This window comes from Pseudomonas capeferrum (assembly GCF_000731675.1).
Classification (GTDB): domain Bacteria; phylum Pseudomonadota; class Gammaproteobacteria; order Pseudomonadales; family Pseudomonadaceae; genus Aquipseudomonas; species Aquipseudomonas capeferrum.
On the sequence record NZ_JMIT01000003.1, the window covers coordinates 846,700 to 864,411 of the forward strand.

The 17,712-nt window shown below is 62.9% G+C and carries 16 protein-coding genes; 7 read left to right on the top strand and 9 right to left on the bottom strand.

What is annotated here, in order from left to right; genetic code table 11:
* Nucleotides 1–28: 28 nt before the first annotated feature.
* Nucleotides 29–451 (bottom strand): RcnB family protein, encoded by a 423-nt coding sequence (locus PC358_RS21460; protein WP_033702445.1) that lies wholly within the window; start codon nucleotides 449–451, stop codon nucleotides 29–31.
* A gap of 349 nt (nucleotides 452–800) precedes the next feature.
* Entirely contained in the window at nucleotides 801–2,105 is a 1,305-nt protein-coding gene (locus PC358_RS21465; protein WP_033702446.1) for a sigma-54 interaction domain-containing protein, read from the bottom strand.
* Nucleotides 2,106–2,328: 223 nt separating this feature from the next.
* On the opposite strand from PC358_RS21465, the gene PC358_RS21470 reads away from it, so the two are divergent.
* From PC358_RS21470 to PC358_RS21480, 3 genes are read left to right on the top strand one after another with little or no spacing between them, the layout of a single operon-like run.
* Nucleotides 2,329–3,213 carry an MBL fold metallo-hydrolase gene (locus tag PC358_RS21470; protein WP_033702447.1) on the top strand — a complete coding sequence of 295 codons (885 nt, stop codon included), beginning with the start codon at nucleotides 2,329–2,331 and terminating at the stop codon, nucleotides 3,211–3,213.
* A gap of 39 nt (nucleotides 3,214–3,252) precedes the next feature.
* Nucleotides 3,253–4,533, top strand: coding sequence for an NAD(P)/FAD-dependent oxidoreductase (locus tag PC358_RS21475; RefSeq protein WP_033702448.1), 1,281 nt, complete (start codon nucleotides 3,253–3,255; stop codon nucleotides 4,531–4,533).
* Nucleotides 4,530–5,348, top strand: a complete 819-nt coding sequence (locus PC358_RS21480; protein ID WP_033702600.1) for a sulfite exporter TauE/SafE family protein — start codon at nucleotides 4,530–4,532, stop codon at nucleotides 5,346–5,348. Before PC358_RS21475 ends, PC358_RS21480 begins: the two co-directional genes overlap by 4 nt.
* Here PC358_RS21480 and PC358_RS21485 read toward each other — a convergent pair.
* Nucleotides 5,337–6,224 carry a LysR family transcriptional regulator gene (locus tag PC358_RS21485; protein WP_033702449.1) on the bottom strand — a complete coding sequence of 296 codons (888 nt, stop codon included), beginning with the start codon at nucleotides 6,222–6,224 and terminating at the stop codon, nucleotides 5,337–5,339. The genes PC358_RS21480 and PC358_RS21485 overlap by 12 nt on opposite strands.
* 170 nt (nucleotides 6,225–6,394) lie before the next feature.
* On the opposite strand from PC358_RS21485, the gene PC358_RS21490 reads away from it, so the two are divergent.
* Complete coding sequence (locus PC358_RS21490) at nucleotides 6,395–8,041, top strand: GMC family oxidoreductase (RefSeq protein WP_033702450.1); 1,647 nt, start codon at nucleotides 6,395–6,397, stop codon at nucleotides 8,039–8,041.
* Nucleotides 8,042–8,138: 97 nt separating this feature from the next.
* Nucleotides 8,139–9,758 (top strand): MFS transporter, encoded by a 1,620-nt coding sequence (locus tag PC358_RS21495; RefSeq protein WP_033702451.1) that lies wholly within the window; start codon nucleotides 8,139–8,141, stop codon nucleotides 9,756–9,758.
* Between the two features lie 176 nt (nucleotides 9,759–9,934).
* Here PC358_RS21495 and PC358_RS21500 read toward each other — a convergent pair whose 3' ends face one another.
* The 4 genes from PC358_RS21500 to glyQ are packed head-to-tail and all read right to left on the bottom strand — an operon-like array spanning nucleotide 9,935 to nucleotide 14,295.
* A complete protein-coding gene (locus PC358_RS21500; RefSeq protein ID WP_033702452.1) occupies nucleotides 9,935–10,720 on the bottom strand; it encodes a lysophospholipid acyltransferase family protein in 786 nt (261 codons plus the stop codon).
* Between the two features lie 45 nt (nucleotides 10,721–10,765).
* On the bottom strand, nucleotides 10,766–11,293 hold the full coding sequence (gene gmhB / locus PC358_RS21505; RefSeq protein WP_033702453.1) for a D-glycero-beta-D-manno-heptose 1,7-bisphosphate 7-phosphatase: 528 nt from the start codon (nucleotides 11,291–11,293) through the stop codon (nucleotides 10,766–10,768).
* A 3-nt stretch (nucleotides 11,294–11,296) separates the two neighbouring features.
* Complete coding sequence (gene glyS, locus PC358_RS21510) at nucleotides 11,297–13,351, bottom strand: glycine--tRNA ligase subunit beta (protein WP_033702454.1); 2,055 nt, start codon at nucleotides 13,349–13,351, stop codon at nucleotides 11,297–11,299.
* Complete coding sequence (glyQ, locus tag PC358_RS21515) at nucleotides 13,348–14,295, bottom strand: glycine--tRNA ligase subunit alpha (RefSeq protein ID WP_033702456.1); 948 nt, start codon at nucleotides 14,293–14,295, stop codon at nucleotides 13,348–13,350. Before glyQ ends, glyS begins: the two co-directional genes overlap by 4 nt.
* 83 nt (nucleotides 14,296–14,378) lie before the next feature.
* On the opposite strand from glyQ, the gene PC358_RS21520 reads away from it, so the two are divergent.
* Both PC358_RS21520 and PC358_RS21525 read left to right on the top strand, forming a co-directional pair.
* A complete protein-coding gene (locus tag PC358_RS21520) occupies nucleotides 14,379–14,930 on the top strand; it encodes a DNA-3-methyladenine glycosylase I (protein WP_033702457.1) in 552 nt (183 codons plus the stop codon).
* Between the two features lie 41 nt (nucleotides 14,931–14,971).
* On the top strand, nucleotides 14,972–15,859 hold the full coding sequence (locus PC358_RS21525) for a lysophospholipid acyltransferase (protein ID WP_033702458.1): 888 nt from the start codon (nucleotides 14,972–14,974) through the stop codon (nucleotides 15,857–15,859).
* 136 nt (nucleotides 15,860–15,995) lie between these two features.
* Here the strand turns inward: PC358_RS21525 and PC358_RS21530 are convergent, their stop codons facing one another.
* Nucleotides 15,996–16,304: a tetratricopeptide repeat protein gene (locus tag PC358_RS21530; protein WP_033702459.1), complete on the bottom strand. Its 309-nt coding sequence runs from the start codon at nucleotides 16,302–16,304 to the stop codon at nucleotides 15,996–15,998.
* Nucleotides 16,305–16,315: 11 nt separating this feature from the next.
* Nucleotides 16,316–17,689 (bottom strand): Trk system potassium transporter TrkA, encoded by a 1,374-nt coding sequence (gene trkA, locus PC358_RS21535; RefSeq protein ID WP_033702460.1) that lies wholly within the window; start codon nucleotides 17,687–17,689, stop codon nucleotides 16,316–16,318.
* Nucleotides 17,690–17,712 lie beyond the last annotated feature (23 nt).

Sequence of the window (17,712 nt, forward strand, 5' to 3'; positions counted from 1 at the left end):
GCTTTTTTTTACCTCGATTTTGGCGACCTCAGTACCCACTGAGAATATTTACAATCACCCCGCTGGCGATGGCCACCAGCACGTAATCGCCGTTCACCGACAACCAACGGTGGTCACGCGGCGGTGCATAGAGGTGACGTGCGCGCCAGTCAGTCACCCAATAGCGGTCGCCGCGGTAACGGGGGGCAACGGCATGACCGCGTTGCCATTGCTGATGCGGTACCGGCATCCCCGCTTGAGGGCGGTAGTTTGGATTTTTGTAGGCCGGCGCGTGGCCGTTGCCCGGGCGCCCTTGTTGCGGCTGCTTTCCATGTTGGGGGCCGCCATGCTGAGGGTTGCCCTGATGGGCGGGACCGTTGTCATGCCCCGGGGGCGGGCCAGGTTGAGCAAAACTGGCCAGCGGTACGCTGAACATCAGCGCGGCGCAAAGCACGGTCAGGGTTTTCTTCATGTGATGCTGATCCTCTGCATGTTAGGTTCTGTACGAAAAGTATGGTCATTCATCGTTGTGGGAGCGGCGGTGCGGCGATCCGACTTGCCCCGCGATCTGCCGCAACGCGGCAGCAAAGCCTGAGTTCGCGGCTTCTTTGACACCATTTGATATCGGGTACAGGAGCGCTTCGCACTCCATCGCGGGACAAGTCGGATCGCCGCACCGCCGCTCCCACAAAACTTTTCGTACAGAGCCTAAGGCCCGGCGCAACTCACTGAGCGCCTGGTGCGGTTAACTGTTCAGACAGCGGTTTTGCCAGCCTAATCCTTGGCCAGAGGTAAAGGTCGGGTAAAGGTGAACCAGGCGATCACATCGTGCCCAGGCCCAGCGCCTTCAACCGCCGATAGAGCGTGCGCTCGCTCATGCCAAGATGCCGGGCCAGTTCACTGCGTGGCCCCTGAAACTGATCCAGCGCCTGCGCCAGCTCACTCAAGTCGCCATGCCCCCTGCCCTTGGTGAAACCTGGCGCGCTCTGCGGGCCGATATCTTCGGGTAGATGCTCGGGGCGGATAAGCCCGTCATCGGCAAACAGCCTTGCCCTTTCCAGGATATTACGCAGCTCGCGGATGTTGCCTGGGAATGGATGCAGGCCTAGCTGTTTCAGCGCGCCATCGGTCAGGCTCGGCGTCGGCTTGCCAGCCATACGCTGAAGGAGGCTCTCGGCAAGCAATGGCAGGTCTTCCACACGCTCGCGCAGTGCGGGCAGCCGGATCGGAAAGCCACTGATGCGGTAATACAGATCCTCACGGAAAGTACCCTCAGCGACCATCTTCTTGAGCGGTTTGTGTGTTGCCGACACCAGGCGGAAATCCGCGTGCACGGTCCGCAGGCTGCCCAGCGGGCGGAAGCTTCCGGATTCGATCAGGCGCAGCAACTTCACCTGCATCGCCATCGGCACCTCGCCAATTTCATCGAGGAACAACGTGCCGCCATGGGCCGCTTCGGCCAGGCCGATCTTGCGCTGGTTGGCGCCGGTGAACGCGCCCTTCTCGTAGCCGAACAATTCGCTCTCGAACAGTGATTCGGTCAAACCGGTGCAGTCGACCACCACCAACGGCCCACTGGCGCGCGGGCTGCCCATGTGGATGGCGCGGGCGAACAGCTCTTTACCGGTACCCGATTCACCCTGCAGCAACACCGGAATTTGCGCGGGGGCGGCGCGCTGCAGGCTGGCCAGCGCCGCCTTGAACGCTGGCGCCCGCCCGACCAAGCCCTGTTGCTGGGGCTGCGCCGAGGCTAGGGTGATCGTGGTGAGCCGCTCGACAAAGGCGACCACCCTGCCCTGCTCGTCCAGGATCGGCCGCAGTTCGACATCCACATGCTCAGGGCCTCGCGGGGTGTGATGAATGTGCAGCACGCGCTCCGGCACCTTGCTGTGCCACGCCTTGCGCATCGGGCAATGTTCACCTGCCTGGTCGCAAGGTACCGCGTAGTGGTGCGAGACCTTGTGGCACTTTTCACCCAACGGCGCCTGCTCGTCTCGGCCGAACTGGCGGCGGTAGGCGGCGTTGGCGGCGAGGATGTTGTAGTCGGTATCCAGCACGATGGTGGGCAGCGCATCGTGTTCGAGGTAGGAAACCAGCGCTAGGATGATGTGATGGGCTTCAGGCATGGGGGCACCGATGTGATAACCCGGCGGAGGGTAGCAAGGACTGCCAAACACTGCCATTGGCTGACAGTCGACATGTCAATGTGGCTGCCATGTTGCCTGGCTCGTGCCAGGCAGGGCCGCATTCATTGGCCCATGCCCATGAAAAACCCTGGCATGTATCTTGATAAACCTCCGGTTACTGCCTACGCCTCTACAAAGGGTGCAGGAAACTTTGGAGAACGTGATGATCATCGGTAACAACCTTCACGTGGAAGCCTTCTTCGACGAGGCGACCTCGACCATCAGCTACCTGCTCATGGACAGCGAGACGCGCAAGTGCGCGTTGATCGACAGTGTGCTGGACTACGACCCCAAGTCCGGGCGTACCTGCACCGCATCGGCAGACCGCTTGATCGCCCAGGTTGAGGCGCTGGGTGGCCAGGTGCAGTGGATTCTGGAAACCCATGTTCACGCCGATCACCTTTCGGCAGCCGCCTACCTGAAGGAAAAACTTGGCGGCCACACCGCCATCGGTGCGCACATCACCCAGGTGCAAAAAGTCTTCGGCGCGCTGTTCAATGCCGAGCCGGGTTTTGCCCGGGACGGCAGCCAGTTCGATGTACTGCTTGAGGACGAGGAAGGTTTTCGCATCGGCAACTTGCACGCCCGTGCCTTGCACACCCCGGGGCACACCCCGGCATGCATGAGTTATGTGGTGGTGGATGGTGGTGAAACGGCGGTGTTCGTCGGCGACACGCTGTTCATGCCCGACTACGGTACGGCGCGCTGCGACTTCCCCGGCGCCGACGCACGCACCCTGTACCGGTCGATCCGCCGCCTGCTGGCCTTCCCCGATCAGACCCGGTTGTTCCTGTGCCACGACTACCTGCCTGGCGGGCGCGCGATGCAGTACGTCACGACCGTGGCCGAGCAGCGCGGCAGCAATATTCACATCCATCACGGCGTTGATGAAGACAGCTTCGTAGCCATGCGCGAGGCCCGTGACAAGACCCTCGACATGCCCGTGCTGATTCTGCCATCGGTGCAGGTGAACATGCGCAGCGGTCATTTTCCCGAGCCCGAGGCCAATGGCGTGAGCTACCTGAAGATTCCACTGAACACGCTTTGATCGCTTCTACCCATAACGAGATTTCCAGGAACTACCGCCATGCCTGCCTTGCTGTCCCCTGCCAATGCTTCCGCTACCGACCACCACAAAGTGGTCATCGTCGGTGCCGGTGCCGCCGGTATCGCCACGGCGTCCAGCCTGATCAGCCGTGATCCGTCATTGGACATCGCACTGATCGACCCCGCCGACGTGCACTACTACCAGCCGGGCTGGACGATGGTCGGCGCCGGTGTGTTCAAGGCGCCGAGCACGGCGCGCACCATGGCCTCGACCATTCCCCGGGGTGTGCAATGGATCAAGGCGCGGGTGCAGGGCTTCGACCCGTTGGGCCAACTGGTCGTGCTTGAGGATGGCCGCGCCATCAGCTACGAGCAGTTGGTGGTTTGCCCTGGCCTGAAACTCGACTGGCAGGCCATCGACGGCCTGAGCGAGACCCTTGGCCGCAACGGCGTGACCTCGAACTACCGCTTTGACCTGGCGCCTTACACCTGGCAGCTGGTGCAAAATCTCAGGCAAGGCCGTGCCCTGTTCACCCAGCCGCCAATGCCGATCAAGTGTGCCGGCGCGCCGCAGAAGGCGCTGTACCTGTCTTGCGATCATTGGCTGCGCCAGGGCCATTTGGGCGATGTAAAAGCCAGTTTCTTCAACGCCGGGGCCGTGCTGTTTGGCGTAGCCGACTACGTCCCTGCATTGATGGCCTATATCGACAAGTACGCCGTGGACCTCAATTACGCCCACCGCCTGGTGGCGGTGGATGGCCCTGGCAAGCGCGCGACGTTCGTGCGTACGTTGCCCGATGGTAGCCATGAAACCCGCATCGAGCCCTTCGACATGCTGCACGTGGTACCGCCGCAAGTGGCGCCCGAATTCATTCGGGAAAGCCCGCTGGCCGATAGCGCAGGCTGGGTCGATGTCGACCCGCAGACCTTGCGCCACCGAAAATTCACCAACATCCATGCCTTGGGCGACGTGGCCAGCACCAGCAATGCCAAGACTGCCGCAGCAGCGCGCAAGCAGGCGCCGGTAGTGGCCAACAATGTGCTGGTGGCGCTGGGCAGGCTGCCTACCCTCGCCCAGTACGACGGCTATGGCTCGTGCCCACTGACCGTCGAGCGCGGCAAGATCGTGCTGGCCGAGTTCACCTATGGCGGCAAGGTGGCGCCGAGCTTCCCGCGCTGGTTGCTCGATGGCCGCCAGCCGACGCGCCTGGCCTGGTTGCTGAAGGCACGGGTACTGCCACCCTTGTACTGGAAAGGCATGCTCAAAGGGCGTGAATGGCTGGCGCGCCCGCAGCCACTGGTAGCCGAGGCCGGCAAGTGATCGAACATCAACTGTTGGGCGCGGGCCTGGGCGCGATCATTGGTGCGGTGTTGGCATTGACCGGCGCCGGGGGCGGTATTCTGGCGGTGCCACTGCTGGTGTTTGGCCTTGGCCTGTCGATGGTCGAGGCGGCGCCCGTCGGCCTGTTGGCCGTGGGCCTGGCTGCCGCCGTGGGCGCCGTGCTGGGTTTGCGCCAAGGCCTGGTGCGCTACCGGGCGGCGTTGTTCATTGCCCTGATCGGCATCGCGGTCGCCCCCTTTGGCTTGATGCTGGCGCACCGCGTGCCCAATACACCGCTGGTGCTGATATTCGCCTGCGTGCTGGTCTACGCCTGCCTGCGCATCTGGCGCAAGGCCGCCAGGGAGCTGCGCGGCGAAGCTAACGATGCGCACCGCTACATCGAGCCTTGCGTGCTCAACCCGTTGCAAGGGCGTTTGCGTTGGACGCTCCCCTGCGCACGGGCCCTGGCAATGACCGGTGCGCTGTCGGGGTTGTTGTCCGGCCTGCTGGGGGTGGGCGGTGGCTTCGTGATTATTCCGGCCTTGAACCGCTACACCAACCTGCGCATGGCCAGCATCGTCTCTACCTCGCTGGCGGTGATTGCGCTGGTGTCCACCGGTAGCGTGGTCAGCGCCAGCCTGGCGGGGGTAATGCACTGGCAGGTTGGTGCCCCCTTTGCGGTCGGCGCGGTGACCGGCTTGCTGCTGGCGCGGCCACTGGCGGCCAGGCTGGCTGGGCCACGTTTGCAACAGATGTTTGCCGTGGCCGGTTGGTTGGCCGCCCTGCTGCTGGCTGGCAAGGTTCTATTGAGCTAACAGCTCGCCCTGTTCGGCGGCACACAGCGCCAGCAGGTAGTCCCACACGACCCGCAGGCGCACTGACTTGTGCAGCTCACGCCGCGTGCAGATCCAGTAACTGCGCTGGATGGTTTCGCTGGGCAGCACACGGACCAGCGTCGGGTCGTGGCGCGCCATGAAGTTGGGCAACACGGCAATGCCAAGCCCTGCGCGTGCCGCTTGTTGCTGGGCGATCACGCTGGTGCTGCGAAATGCCACGCTGGGCGACCGGCAGAAGCTGTTGAGAAACAGCAGCTCCTGGCTGAACAGCAGGTCATCGACGTAGCCGATCCAGCTGTGCCGGGCCAGGTCTTCGCGGGTGCGCAGCGGCGGCGCGCGGTCGAGGTAGGCCCGGCTCGCGTACAGGGCCAGGCGATAGTCAGTGAGCTTACGGGTGATCAGCAGGTCGGCATTGGGCCGCTCCAGGTGGATGCTGATTTCCGCCTCGCGGTTGAGGATGCTGACGAAGCGCGGTACGGCCACCAGCTCCACCTCAAGGCCCGGGTAGCGCTCGAACAGCGCGTTCATGCGCGGGGTGAAGAACATGATGCCGATGCCTTCGGTCACCCCCAGGCGGATCTTGCCCAGCGGGGTGATGGCCTGGGTGATTTCTTCCTGCGCCAGCAAAGCCACGTTTTCCATGGCTTCGGCGTGCTTGAGCAAGGCCTGGCCGGAGGGGGTCAGGTCGTAGCCCTGGGCGTGCTGCACGAACAGGGGCGTGCCCAGGCTTTTCTCGATGCTCTCGATATGCCGGGCTACTGTGCTGTGGGTGGTGTTGAGGCGTTTGGCAGCGGTGAGCAGGCGGCCGCTGCGCTGCAACTCGAGGAAAAACCGCAAATCGTTCCAGTCGAACATGCTGATCCCTGCATCTCGATTACGCGGTCGTTCCCACAATGACCGTGTGCGTTCAATGGTTGTCGCTGTGCTAAAACGCACAGCGGCTGCGCGAAATCTCGTGTTTCCACAGCGAAATTAATCAATAAGATGGTGCGGGACAAGAATAATAATCAGGCGCGAGGTTGCACATGCCATCAGCCGATTCTGTCTTCGACTACGTGGTCGTGGGTGCCGGTCCTGCCGGGTGCCTGCTGGCCAATCGCTTGTCCGCCGACCCTTCCTGCCGCGTGCTGCTGCTTGAAGCGGGTGGCCGTGACAACTATCCCTGGATACACATTCCTGTCGGCTACCTCTACTGCATCGGTAACCCCCGCACCGACTGGTGCTTCAAGACCGAGGCGCAGAACGGCCTGGGCGGTCGCAGCCTGGGTTACCCACGGGGCAAGGTGCTTGGCGGTTGTTCCTCGATCAACGGCATGATCTACATGCGCGGCCAGGCGGCCGACTATGACCGCTGGGCCGAGCAAGGCAACTCAGGCTGGGCCTGGCAGGACGTACTGCCCCTGTTCAAGGCCAGCGAAAACCACTTTGCCGGTGACAGCGAGCACCATGGCGCTGCCGGTGAATGGCGGGTCGAGCGCCAGCGCTACAGCTGGCCGATTCTCGACGCCTTCCGCGATGCGGCCGAGCAAAGCGGCATCGCCAACGTCGACGATTTCAACACGGGTGATAACCAGGGCTGTGGATACTTTCAGGTCAACCAGCGCAGCGGTGTGCGCTGGAATGCGTCCAAGGCGTTTCTGCGGCCAGTGATGAGCCGGCCGAACCTGACGGTGCTGACCGGCGTGGAAGTCGACCAGGTGCTGCTCAACAACACCCGTGCGCGTGCGGTAAAAGCCCGCTGGCAGAATGCCTGGCACGAATTCGCTGCGCGGCGCGAGATCATTCTGTGTGCCGGGGCCGTGGGCTCGCCGGGCATCCTCCAGCGCTCCGGTATCGGCCCGCGCAAATTGCTGGAAGACTTGGGGATCGGCGTGCGCCATGACATGCCCGGCGTCGGTGGCAATCTGCAGGACCACCTGCAATTGCGCCTGATCTACCAGGTCCGCAACACTCGCACCCTCAACCAGATGGCCAACAGCGTGTGGGGCAAGATGGGCATGGGCCTGCGTTACCTGTACGACCGCAGCGGCCCACTGGCCATGGCCCCCAGCCAGTTGGGCGCGTTCGTGCGCTCCAGCCCCGAGCACGCCACCGCCAACTTGCAGTACCACGTGCAGCCCTTGTCGCTGGAGCGCTTCGGCGAGCCGTTGCACCGCTTCCCGGCATTCACCGCCTCGGTGTGCAACCTGCGGCCGCTCAGCCGCGGGCGCATCGACATCGGTGCTGCAGATATGCACAGCGCGCCACGGATCGACCCCAACTACCTCAGTGACCCTGAAGATTTGCGGGTTGCCGCCGACGCCATCCGGATCACCCGGCGCATTGTCCAGGCCCCTGCCCTCGCCGCGTTCGCGCCACAGGAATACCTGCCGGGCACAGCCCTGCAAAGTGAAGAGGACCTGTTCGAGGCCGCCGGCAAGATCGGTACCACCATCTTCCACCCTGTGGGTACCTGCCGCATGGGCAGCGGCCCACTGGATGTTGTGGATAACCAGTTGCGGGTACACGGCATACCCGGCCTGCGTGTGGCCGATGCCTCGATCATGCCGCAGATCACCTCCGGCAATACCTGTTCACCCACGCTGATGATCGCCGAGAAGGCGGCGCAACTTATCCTCAAAGGAGCCGCAACCCAGACCTACCTAAACGAAGACGCAATACCGACGCCCTGACCCGGGTGCGTGCAACACCGGCAGCTTGCGGTCGGAAGCTGCCGACAGTGGAACAAAAAGAATAATCACTGTGGCCTGTGGGCCGAGGACAGCAACGATGTCGGATTACATCCAAGAGCAGGGTGCGACGGCCAGCGGCACCAGCCGTCGCGAAGAACGAAAGATCATTTTCGCGTCATCCCTCGGGACGGTTTTCGAGTGGTATGACTTTTTTCTCTATGGCGCGCTGGCAGCGGTCATCAGCAAGCAGTTCTTTGCTGGGGTCAACGACACCACGGCCTTCATCTTTGCCCTCATGGCCTTCGCCGCCGGCTTCCTGGTTCGCCCCTTCGGTGCGCTGGTGTTCGGCCGGCTGGGCGACATGATCGGGCGCAAGTACACCTTCCTGGTGACCATCGTGCTGATGGGCCTGTCGACCTTTGCCGTCGGCCTGCTGCCAACCTATGCCAGCATCGGCATCGCGGCACCGATCATCCTGGTGATCCTGCGCATGCTGCAGGGGCTGGCGCTGGGTGGTGAGTACGGCGGTGCGGCAACCTACGTGGCCGAGCATGCGCCGCAAGGCAAGCGCGGCTTCCATACCGGCTTCATCCAGTCCACCGCCACCCTTGGCTTGCTGCTGTCGCTGCTGGTGGTGTTGGGCAGCCGCTACATCAGTGGCGACCAGTTCGAAACCTGGGGCTGGCGCCTGCCGTTCCTGCTGTCGATCTTCCTGCTGGCGATCTCCACCTGGATCCGCATGAGCATGCACGAGTCGCCGGCCTTCGTGAAAATGAAGGCCCAGGGCAAGATCAGCAAGTCGCCGATCCGTGAATCGTTCACCTCCTGGCCGAACCTCAAGGTGGTACTCACCGCCCTGTTCAGCATCAACGCTGGCCAGGCGGTGACCTTCTACACGGCGCAGTTCTACGTGCTGTTCTTCATGACCCAGATGCTCAAGATGGACCCCGCCCAGGCCAACACCCTGCTGATCATCAGTGTGGTGATCGGGGCGCCGTTCTTCGTGTTCTTCGGTTGGCTGTCGGACCGCATCGGGCGGAAGCCGATTCTGATGCTGGGCCTGTTGCTGGCGACCGTGCTGTACTTCCCCCTGTTCAAGGCGCTCAGCCATTACGCCAACCCACAGATCGACGCCGCCAGCCGTCAGGCGCCGATCGTGGTCACTGCCGACCCGCAGGGCTGCACCTTCCAGTTCGACCCGGTCGGCAAGGCGCGTTTCGACAGCCCGTGCGACAAGGTCAAGACGTTCCTGGTCAAGCAGGGGCTGCCGTACAGCTCGGTGAGCGTGGCCGGCAGCGAGGTGGTGGTCAACATTGGCGACAAGACCATCAACGGTTTCGACGAAACCGCCATGCGTTCGGCGATCGAGCAGGCGGGGTACCCGGCCAAGGCTGACCCGGGGCAAGTGAACCAGGTGATGGTGGTGGTACTGATCGTGGCGATGATCCTGATCGCGACCATGACCTACGGCCCACTGGCGGCGGTGATGGTCGAGCTGTTCCCGACCCGTATCCGTTATACCTCGATGTCCCTGCCCTACCACATCGGCAACGGCTGGTTCGGTGGCTTCCTGCCGACGGTGTCGTTCGCGCTGGTGGTGTATACCGGGGATATCTTCTACGGGCTGTGGTACCCGGTGCTGGTGACCGGCATCAGCCTGGTGGTAGGGATCTTCTGCCTGAAGGAAACCAAGGACGTGGATATCGACAAGGTCTGAGGGGGTAAAACGCCCATAAAAAAACCGGCTTAAGCGCCGGTTTTTTTATGCCTCCGAAAAACTTATGCACGTTTTTCGCAAATCTGTAGCGTGAAGAAATAAACAGTTAATTCAATCACTTAACGCGTACTTGCAACCGCTCATTAAAAAACTGCTCACAAGTTATCCACAGAACGTCAGGCCATCTGCTCGTGCGGTTTTTCATCCACCGGTGGCAGCGAACCCAGGGCCCTTTGCGTAGCCTCGTTCCAGGCGGCGGCGCGGTCGTTGAGCTCGGCGATGGCACGCGGGCCGGTGCCGTTGGCATACATCGGCTCACCGATCACCACTTCGATGGTGCCCGCCCGCTTGCCCCAGCCAGCCTTCGGCCAGAACTTGCCCGCATTGTGCGCAATGGGCAGCACCGGCAGGCCAGCATTGACTGCCAGCGCGGTACCGCCGCGGGAGAACTTGCCGACGGTGCCGAATGGCACGCGGGTACCTTCCGGGAAGATCAGCACCCATACACCCTGCTTGAGCAGCTCGTCACCTTGGCTGGCGACCTGGCGCAGGGCTTCCTTTGGGTTGTCGCGGTTGATTGCGATCGGCCGCAGCATGGCCATGGCCCAGCCGAAGAACGGCACGTACAGCAGCTCGCGCTTGAGCACTTGGCTGAGCGGCGAGAAGTACTGGGAAAGGAAGAAGGTTTCCCAGGTGCTCTGATGGTTGGACAGGATCACACACGGCTCACTGGGCACATTTTCGGCGCCGGTGATCTTGTAATCGATGCCAAGGATGGTGCGGCTCAAAAATAACGCGCAACGGCACCAAAACACGTTGATGAACTTGTAACGCCTGGGGAATGACAAGAATGGCGCGACAAAAAAGCTCAGGGTGCACCACAGCAAAGAGCTGGTGCCCAGCAGCAGGTAAAAAAGAAAGATTCTGATCGCCTGCAGGATCGACATAGTGGCTTGTACCATTGCGGGCGTGCCCGCTTGAGAAAAATGCGCCCGAAGGCGCACTGTTTAAATTAGTTCTCTGGCGATAGCTGCCAGATCGTCGAAAATCAGTGTAGTTTCAGGGACGCCTTTTTCCAGGGTCCGCTCACCCTTGCCGGTTTTCACCAGCACAGGTCGTGCACCGACGGCCAGGGCGGCCTGAAGGTCACCTTGGCTGTCGCCGACAAACCACACGCCGCCAAGGGCGGCCTGGTAATGCTCGGCAATTGCCAGCAGCATGCCCGGCTTGGGTTTGCGGCAAGCGCAGCCCTCGTCCGGCCCATGCGGGCAATACACGATATGGCCCACTTCACCGCCCTGCTCGGCCACCAACGCACGCAGGCGCGTGTGCATGGCCTCCAGGGTATCCAGCGAGTAGTAGCCACGGGCAATGCCGGACTGGTTGGTGGCCACGGCCACCGTCCAGCCCGCCTTGCTCAACTGCGCGATGGCCTCGATCGAGCCGGGGATGGGGACCCACTCTTCCAGCGACTTGATGTAGGCGTCGGAGTCGTAGTTGATCACCCCGTCACGATCGAGAATCAGCAGTTTCAAGGCTTACCCCAGCAGCGAGATGTCGGCTACACCCAGGAACAGACCGCGCAGGCGGCTGAGCAGGGCATAACGGTTGGCGCGGACCTTGGCGTCCTCGGCATTGACCATCACCGCCTCGAAGAAGGCGTCGACCGGGTCACGCAGGGCAGCCAGGCGGGCCAGCGACTCGCTGTACTGGCGTGCGGCAGCCATCGGTTGCACAGCCTGGTCGGCCTGCTGGATGGCCGAGTACAGGGAGAACTCGTTGGCGTTGTCGAAGTACTTCGGCTCGACCTGTTCGGCGATGGCGCCCTCGGCCTTGCTCAGCAGGTTCGATACGCGCTTGTTCACCGCCGCCAGGGCTTCGGCTTCCGGCAGTTTGCGGAAAGCCTGCACGGCCTGCACGCGCTGGTCGAAGTCCAGGGCAGAGCCCGGCTTCAGGGCACGTACCGACAGGTAGGTGGCAACGTCGATGCCTTCGTCTTCGTAGCGCGCACGCAGGCGGTCGAAGATGAACTCCAGCACTTGCTCGGCCAGGCCAGCGGCCTTGACCTTGGCGCCGAACTGCTTGACCGCGAATTCGGCGGCACCGGTCAGGTCCAGGTCCAGCTGCTTCTCGATCAGGATGCGCAGCACACCCAGTGCGGCGCGGCGCAGGGCGTACGGGTCTTTGCTACCGGTAGGCAGCATGCCGATACCGAAGATGCCGACCAGGGTGTCGAGCTTGTCGGCGATGGCCACGGCAGCACCGGTCAGGGTCTGCGGCAGTTCAGCGCCAGCGCCACGCGGCATGTACTGCTCATTCAGGGCCATGGCGACGTCTTGCGGCTCGCCATCGTTGAGCGCGTAGTAGTAACCGGCAACACCCTGCATTTCAGGGAATTCGCCGACCATCTCGGTGGCCAGGTCGCACTTGGACAGCAGGCCGGCGCGGCCGGCGCGCTGGGCATCCCCGCCAATCAGTGGCGCGATGAATGCGGCCAGCTTGGAAACGCGTTCGGCCTTGTCGTAGACGGTGCCCAACTGAGCCTGGAACACCACGTTCTTGAGGCGCTCATTGAAGGTTTCCAGCGGCTGCTTCTTGTCTTGCTTGAAGAAGAACTCGGCGTCGGTAAGGCGTGGACGCACGACCTTCTCGTTGCCTTCGACGATCTGCTTCGGGTCGCGGCTTTCGACGTTGGCCACGGAAATGAAGCGCGGCAGCAGCTTGCCTTCGCTGTCCAGCAGGCAGAAGTACTTCTGGTTGTCCTGCATGGTGGTGATCAGGGCTTCTTGCGGCACGTCGAGGAAACGCTCCTCGAACGAGCACACCAGCGGCACTGGCCACTCGACCAGGGCGGTCACTTCGTCCAGCAGCGCGGGCGGCACGATGGCGCTGCCTTCCTGCTGCATGGCCAGTTCCGCAGTGCGTTTGGCGATCAGCTCGCGGCGCTCGGAGAAGTCGGCCAGCACGTAGGCTTTGCGCAGGTCTTCAACGTAGTTGGCCGGGGTAGTGATGACCACGTTTTCCGGGTGATGGAAACGGTGCCCGCGGGACTCACGGCCGGCTTGCTGGGCGAGGATGGTGCAGTCGACGACCTGGTCACCGAGCAGCATCACCAGCCACTGGGTCGGGCGCACGAACTCTTCGCGGCTGGCGCCCCAGCGCATGCGCTTGGGGATCGGCAGGTCGTTGAGCGAGTCTTCGACGATGGTCGGCAGCAGGCCGAGGGTGGCCTTGCCCGGGATGTGCTGGGAGAAGCGCAGCTTGGCGCCGCTCTGGTCGATCTCGGCCAGCTCGACGCCGCACTTCTTGGCGAAGCCCAGGGCGGCCTGGGTCGGGTTGCCTTCGGCGTCGAAGGCCGCCTGGCGGGGCGGGCCATCGATATTGATGCTGCGGTCAGGCTGCTGCACGTCGAGCTGGCGAATCAGCACGGCCAGGCGGCGCGGCGCGGCGTACACCGACTTGGCGGCGTAGTTCAGGCCTGCGGCCTGCAGGCCTTTCTCGATACCGGCCAGGAAGGCGTCGCCGAGGGTGGCCAGGGCTTTGGGTGGCAGCTCTTCGGTGCCCAGTTCTACCAGGAAATCTTGAGCACTCATTGTGCAGCCTCCAGCTTAGCCAACACTTCGTCACGCAGTTCAGGGGTCGCCATCGGGAAGCCCATGCGTGCGCGGGCTTGCAGATAGCTTTGCGCCACGTCCCGGGCCAGGGTACGTACACGCAGGATGTAACGCTGGCGCTCGGTCACCGAGATGGCGCGGCGGGCGTCGAGCAGGTTGAAGGTGTGCGAGGCCTTCAGGACCATTTCGTAGGTCGGCAGCGGCAGCTCCAGCTTGATCAGGCGGTTGGCTTCGCTTTCGTAGAAATCGAACAGCTCGAACAGCTTCTCGACGTTGGCGTGTTCGAAGTTGTAGGTCGACTGCTCCACTTCGTTCTGGTGGAACACGTCGCCGTAGGTGACCTTGCCGAACGGGCCATCGGCCCAGACCAGGTCGTAGACCGAGTCGACGCCCTGGATGTACATGGCCAAGCGTTCCAGGCCATAGGTAATCTCACCGGTGACCGGGTAGCACTCGATGCCGCCGACCTGCTGGAAGTAGGTGAACTGGGTCACCTCCATGCCGTTCAGCCAGATTTCCCAGCCCAGGCCCCAGGCGCCGAGGGTCGGCGATTCCCAGTTGTCTTCGACGAAACGGATGTCGTGGACCAGCGGATCCAGGCCGATGGCTTTCAGCGAGCCGAGGTACAGCTCCTGGAAGTTGGCCGGGTTCGGCTTGAGCACTACCTGGAACTGGTAGTAGTGCTGCAGGCGGTTTGGGTTTTCGCCATACCGCCCGTCGGCAGGGCGACGGCTAGGCTGCACGTAGGCGGCGTTCCAGGTCTCTGGGCCAACGGCGCGCAGGAACGTGGCGGTATGGAAAGTGCCGGCGCCTACTTCCATATCGTAGGGCTGAAGCACCACACAACCTTGAGCTGCCCAGTAGTTCTGCAGGGCGAGGATCAGGTCTTGGAAGGTACGCACGGCTGGCGTAGGCTGGCTCACGAAATTCACCTGTATCTGGGGATGCGGATGTAAAGAGCGGGAGTATAACCTGATTCGCCTCGCCCTCTACTCATTGGAGCCTTATGCCACGCTGCTTTTGGTGTACCGACGATCCGTTGTACCAGGCCTACCACGACCAGGAATGGGGAACACCGCAGCGTGATCCGGCGTTGCTGTTCGAGATGCTTTTGCTCGAAGGGTTCCAGGCTGGGCTGTCATGGATCACGGTTTTGCGTAAACGCGAGCGCTATCGCGAGGTGCTGCACGGCTTCGATCCGTTGAAGTTGTCGCAGATGAGCGATGAACGCATCGAAGCGCTGATGCTCGACGCCGGCATCATCCGCAACCGCCTCAAGCTCAAGGCCGCCCGGCGCAACGCCCAGGCCTGGCTGGCTGTGGATAACCCCGCCGAGTGGCTCTGGTCGTTTGTCGGCGGCAAGCCCAAGGTCAATCATTTCGTGGGCCGCAGCGACGTGCCGGCGGTCACCGACGAAGCCAAGGCGATGAGCAAGGCCTTGCAAAAAGCTGGCTTCACCTTTGTTGGCCCGACCATCTGCTACGCCTTCATGCAGGCCACCGGCATGGTCATGGACCACACCACCGATTGTGATCGCTACGCCGCCTTGGCGCGCTGAAGGGGTACAATGCGCGCCTTGCTGAAATAAGGAATTCGCCTGTGGAAAAGTTCAAGGGCGCCCTGATGGTCGGGGTGCTTCGACTGTTCGCCAAGTTGCCCTGGGGCGCGGTACAGCGCGTCGGCGCCGGTATCGGCTGGCTGATGTGGAAGGTCCCGAACGGGTCGCGCAACGTGGTGCGTATCAACCTGGCCAAGTGTTTCCCCGAGATGGACCCGGTCGCGCGTGAGCAGCTGGTTGGCCATGCGCTCAGAGATATCGGCAAGTCCTTCGTCGAGAGCGCGTGCGCCTGGATCTGGCCACCGCAGCGTTCGCTGGAGCTGGTCAAGGAAGTGCAAGGCCTGGAAGTGCTGGAGCAGGCCCTTGCCTCGGGCAAGGGCGTGGTCGGCATCACCAGCCACCTGGGTAACTGGGAAGTGTTGAACCACTTCTACTGCAACCAGTGCAAACCGATCATCTTCTACCGCCCGCCGAAACTGAAGGCCGTGGATGACCTGCTGCGTGAGCAGCGGGTGCAGATGGGTAACCGCGTCGCGCCTTCGACCAAGGAAGGCATCCTCAGTGTGATCAAGGAAGTGCGCCGCGGTGGGCAAGTGGGCATCCCAGCCGACCCGGAGCCGGCGGAATCGGCCGGGGTGTTCGTGCCGTTTCTCGGTACCCAAGCGCTGACCAGCAAGTTCGTGCCGAACATGCTGGCCGGTGGCAAGGCGGTAGGGGTGTTCCTGCATGCGCTGCGGCTGCCGGATGGCTCTGGGTTCCGGGTGATTCTGGAAGCGGCGCCTGAAGCGATGTACAGCACGGATGTGACCGAATCGGCGGCGGCCATGAGCAAGGTGGTCGAACGGTATGTGCGCGAGTACCCGAGCCAGTACATGTGGAGCATGAAGCGCTTCAAGAAGCGCCCGGCCGGTGAGCCGCGCTGGTATTGAGATTTTTTGGGGGCGCTTTGCGCCCCATTCGCGGGGCCAGCCCGCTCCCACAAGTCCTGCGCAGCCTGAGGGTCACTCTGTACCTTGTGGGAGCGGGCTTGCCCCGCGATTGGGCTGCAAAGCAGCCCCGGCAATTTCAGACTTTATTCAGCTTCTTGAGGAACACCGCCATCTCTTTCTCGGCCTGCTTATCCCCATGGGCCTGCGCCGCCACGATCCCGTCCTCCCAGGCCTTGCGCGCCGCCGCCAAATCACCCTGCAACTGATACGCCTTGCCCAGCAGCTTCCACGCCGCCGAATACTTAGGGTCCTGCTCCACGCACCGTGCCAGGTGCACCGCCGCCTCAGCCCCGTTGCCCTCATCCAGCCAGCCTTTGCCCAGGCCAAATCTCAGCAGTGGGTTATCCACACCCTTGGCCAGCATTTTCTCCAGCGACTCGCGCATGCCCACTTCTCCTAGAAGAAACTCAAGCCGACGTGGAACAGCTTCTCCACATCCCGAATGTGTTTTTTATCCACAACGAACAGAATCACGTGGTCACCCGACGCGATCATCGTGTCGTCGTGAGCAATCATCACCTCTTCGTCGCGGATGATCGCGCCGATCGTGGTACCCGGTGGCAGGGCGATGTCTTCAATGGCCTTGCCCACCACCTTGCTCGATTTCGAATCGCCGTGCGCCACGGCCTCGATGGCCTCGGCCGCGCCGCGGCGCAGGGAGTGCACGCTGACGATGTCGCCACGCCGCACGTGCGCCAGCAAGGTGCCGATGGTGGCCAACTGCGGGCTGATGGCGATGTCGATTTCACCGCCCTGCACCAGGTCCACGTAGGCCGGGTTGTTGATGATGGTCATCACCTTGCGCGCACCCAGGCGCTTGGCCAGCAGCGACGACATGATGTTGGCCTCGTCGTCGTTGGTCAGGGCCAGAAAGATGTCGGCGTCGGCGATGTTCTCTTCGAGCATCAGGTCTTTGTCTGACGCACTGCCCTGTAGCACCACGGTGCTTTCCAGGGTGTCGGAGAGGTGGCGGCAGCGGGCCGGGTTCATCTCGATGATCTTCACCTGGTAGCGGCTTTCGATGGCCTCGGCCAGGCGCTCGCCGATCTGCCCGCCACCGGCGATCACCACACGCTTGTTGGTCTCGTCGATGCGCCGCAGCTCGCCCATCACCGCGCGAATGTCTTTTTTCGCGGCGATGAAGAACACTTCGTCATCGGCCTCGATCACGGTGTCACCGCGTGGGGTGATCGGCCGGTCACGGCGGAAGATTGCCGCCACGCGGGTGTCCACATTGGGCATGTGCGCGCGGATCTGGCGCAGCTGCTGGCCCACCAGTGGGCCGCCGTAGTACGCCTTGACCGCCACCAGTTGCGCCTTGCCTTCGGCGAAGTCGATCACCTGCAAGGAGCCCGGGTGCTCGATCAGGCGCTTGATGTAGTTGGTCACCACCTGCTCGGGGCTGATCAGCACGTCCACCGGGATGTGGTCGTTGTGGAACAGCTCTTCGCGGGTGAGGTAGGCTGATTCGCGTACCCGGGCGATCTTGGTCGGGGTATGGAACAGCGAATAGGCGACCTGGCAGGCCACCATGTTGGTCTCGTCGCTGTTGGTCACCGCCACCAGCATGTCGGCGTCGTCGGCGCCGGCCTGGCGCAGCACCGTCGGCAGCGAGCCGCGGCCCTGCACCGTGCGGATGTCCAGGCGGTCGCCGAGGTCGCGCAGGCGCTCGCCGTCGGTGTCGACCACGGTGATGTCGTTGGCCTCGCTGGCCAGGTGCTCTGCCAGCGTACCGCCCACCTGCCCTGCGCCGAGGATGATGATCTTCATCCGCTACTCCCTGAACCGTTGTG

What these genes read in the sequence shown, in the direction of transcription:
- PC358_RS21460 (WP_033702445.1), bottom strand. Translation starts at nt 451, where the DNA reads ATGAAGAAAACCCTGACCGTGCTTTGCGCCGCGCTGATGTTCAGCGTA.
- PC358_RS21465 (WP_033702446.1), bottom strand. Translation starts at nt 2,105, where the DNA reads ATGCCTGAAGCCCATCACATCATCCTAGCGCTGGTTTCCTACCTCGAA.
- PC358_RS21470 (WP_033702447.1), top strand. Translation starts at nt 2,329, where the DNA reads ATGATCATCGGTAACAACCTTCACGTGGAAGCCTTCTTCGACGAGGCG.
- PC358_RS21475 (WP_033702448.1), top strand. Translation starts at nt 3,253, where the DNA reads ATGCCTGCCTTGCTGTCCCCTGCCAATGCTTCCGCTACCGACCACCAC.
- PC358_RS21485 (WP_033702449.1), bottom strand. Translation starts at nt 6,224, where the DNA reads ATGTTCGACTGGAACGATTTGCGGTTTTTCCTCGAGTTGCAGCGCAGC.
- PC358_RS21490 (WP_033702450.1), top strand. Translation starts at nt 6,395, where the DNA reads ATGCCATCAGCCGATTCTGTCTTCGACTACGTGGTCGTGGGTGCCGGT.
- PC358_RS21495 (WP_033702451.1), top strand. Translation starts at nt 8,139, where the DNA reads ATGTCGGATTACATCCAAGAGCAGGGTGCGACGGCCAGCGGCACCAGC.
- PC358_RS21500 (WP_033702452.1), bottom strand. Translation starts at nt 10,720, where the DNA reads ATGGTACAAGCCACTATGTCGATCCTGCAGGCGATCAGAATCTTTCTT.
- glyS (WP_033702454.1), bottom strand. Translation starts at nt 13,351, where the DNA reads ATGAGTGCTCAAGATTTCCTGGTAGAACTGGGCACCGAAGAGCTGCCA.
- PC358_RS21520 (WP_033702457.1), top strand. Translation starts at nt 14,379, where the DNA reads ATGCCACGCTGCTTTTGGTGTACCGACGATCCGTTGTACCAGGCCTAC.
- PC358_RS21530 (WP_033702459.1), bottom strand. Translation starts at nt 16,304, where the DNA reads ATGCGCGAGTCGCTGGAGAAAATGCTGGCCAAGGGTGTGGATAACCCA.
- trkA (WP_033702460.1), bottom strand. Translation starts at nt 17,689, where the DNA reads ATGAAGATCATCATCCTCGGCGCAGGGCAGGTGGGCGGTACGCTGGCA.